General features: G+C 72.8%; 1 protein-coding gene and 1 pseudogene. Both read right to left on the bottom strand.

The features are described from left to right. Positions 1–22: 22 nt before the first annotated feature. Positions 23–1,768, bottom strand: coding sequence for an IucA/IucC family protein (locus tag STRIP9103_RS04520; RefSeq protein WP_048819683.1), 1,746 nt, complete (start codon positions 1,766–1,768; stop codon positions 23–25). A 98-nt stretch (positions 1,769–1,866) separates the two neighbouring features. After that, positions 1,867–2,054, bottom strand: a pseudogene (locus STRIP9103_RS04515) (siderophore biosynthesis protein); the annotation flags it as partial.

Raw genomic sequence — 2,054 nt, 5'->3', positions numbered from 1 at the left:
GGCATCGGAAGCGCCTCGGCGGTCATGCCGAACCTCCCGGCCGGAGCAGGTAGTTGGGCCCGGTGGTGTAGTGCTTGTTGATGTCGGCGGCGCCCGACCGCTCCTTGCTGAGCAGGGTCCCGGCGGTCACCATCGCCTTCACCGGCAGCTCGGGCGCGTTCAGTACACGGGCGCGCAGGACGGCCGCAGCGGCGCCGCCGAGCCGGTCGACGGCCTCGGTGAGCCGGTCCCGTACGAGGTCCAGCAGCTCGGGCAGCGGGGCGCGGCCGTGACGGGCGAGGCCGAACGCGTAGGCGCCCGCGCACAGATGGACGGTGATCGTGGTGAACACATCGGCCACCGCCCGGTCGTCGGGGCCGAAGGTCCGCGCGTCGTCGAAGCCCCAGGCGCCACCGCCGCCGCCACCTTCGCCTTCGCCTTCGCCTTCGCCTTCGCCTTCGCCTTCGCCGAGCGTGGCGGCCAGCCGGGCGGTGTTGATGCGCGGCCCGTCGTTGTCCTTCAGCAGCAGCCGCAGGTCGCCGGGTTCCGGGCCGAGGACCAGGGAGACGTTCTGCTGGTGGGACTCCAGCGCGATGCCGTACCCGAAGAGTGTGGTCTGCCAGTCGAACAGCAGGGTGAGCACCGCGTCCAGCAGGGCGGTCACGTCACCGCCGTGGAAGCGGTCGGCGAGGTGGTCGACGACCAGTCCCCCGCCGGGTGCCTCGGCGAGGAGCGCGGCCATGGGGACGACGACGGAGTCGTCGAGGCCCGACGGGTAGCGCCGGCACAGCACGGCCAGCAGTTCGTGCCCGGCGTGCGCGTACACGGTCTCGTCGGCGTGCAGCACCTTGTCCCTGAAGCGGGGCTCGCGGTCGATCACCGCCTCCAGCAGCCGCTGCCCGGCGGCGCCGTCGACGAGGGTGCCGGGTTTGATGGACCGCTTGTTGCGCAGGCCCAACGTGGCCGTCGCCAGGGGGAGTTTCAGGTGCAGGGAGGGCGCGGCTGTCGGCGCGACCGTGCGCATCGACAGGGTGGGTACGACATCGAGGTACGGCCAGTCGGCGAGCACGGCACGGCCTGCGAGTCCCGTCTCGCGCAGGGCGGCGTCGAGTGGTTCGCCGACGGTCAACGGGTGGACGGGCAGGGCGACATGGGTGGGGTCAAGGTCCGCGAGACCGAGGGCGGAGGGGGTGGGCCAGCCGTCCGGCAGCTGTCCGCTGACGGTGACGGCCTCGCGGGGCAGGGCGAGCCACTGGAGTGCGAAGTTCGGGTGGAACTCCGGGGCGTGGGAGCGCAGTCGGCCCTCGTCGAGTCCCGAGCGGCCACGTGCGGTCGGGTAGACCGGGTGGTCGAGGCGCGCGGCAAGGGTCTCGTACGCCAGGCCACCGCGCAGCCCGGTCCAGTCGGCGAGGTCGGGGCCGTAGAGCCGGGTGAGCCCGTCGGCCACCTCGTGCGCCGTCTCGTCGTGCAGCCGCATCGTCTCGAGGGTCTGCCGGCACTCCTCGGCGAAGGCGTCGAAGCCGTCGCGGTCGACGGGGTCGGCCAGCGTGCGCAGTTCGGCGAGGACGGTGTCGCAGGTGGTGAGTTCCATGCCGTCCGACTCCCGTACGAGCAGGGGCAGTCGGGCGGCGTATACCGACTGGAACCCGTCCTCGACGACAGGGAGCAGCAGGCCGTCGTCGCCCTCGGCGGGCAGGCGCAGCCAGGGGCCGTCCGGGCGCTCGACGAGCGTGCCGCGGCTGCGCAGTCCGACGACGTCCTCGCGGAGGAGGGCGCTGAGTACGCGTATGAGGAGGGCGGCTTCGGCGGGGTCCGGGGAGAGGGTGAAGGAGACAGCGTTGTTCGCGAGGGCGGCGGTCTCGGGCGCCTTCACGGGCGCGACGGCGGTCACGGCTGGATCTCCCAGCGCCGGGCGGCGAGGAAGTCGGCCACCACTCGGTCGACGGTGTCCTGGTCGGTGCCGGTGGCGCGGAGGACACCGAGGTAGTCGCGGTTGGTCCGGTACAGGTCGTGCCGTTCGCCGCTCGCGCGGAGCGGACGGTACGTCAGGTGCACGCCGTCCACGGTGAGTTCGT

The organism is Streptomyces ipomoeae 91-03 (assembly GCF_000317595.1).
Classification (GTDB): Bacteria; Actinomycetota; Actinomycetes; order Streptomycetales; family Streptomycetaceae; genus Streptomyces; species Streptomyces ipomoeae.
Note: the sequence above shows the minus strand (reverse complement) of the source record. Positions and strands in the feature narration are given on the sequence as shown.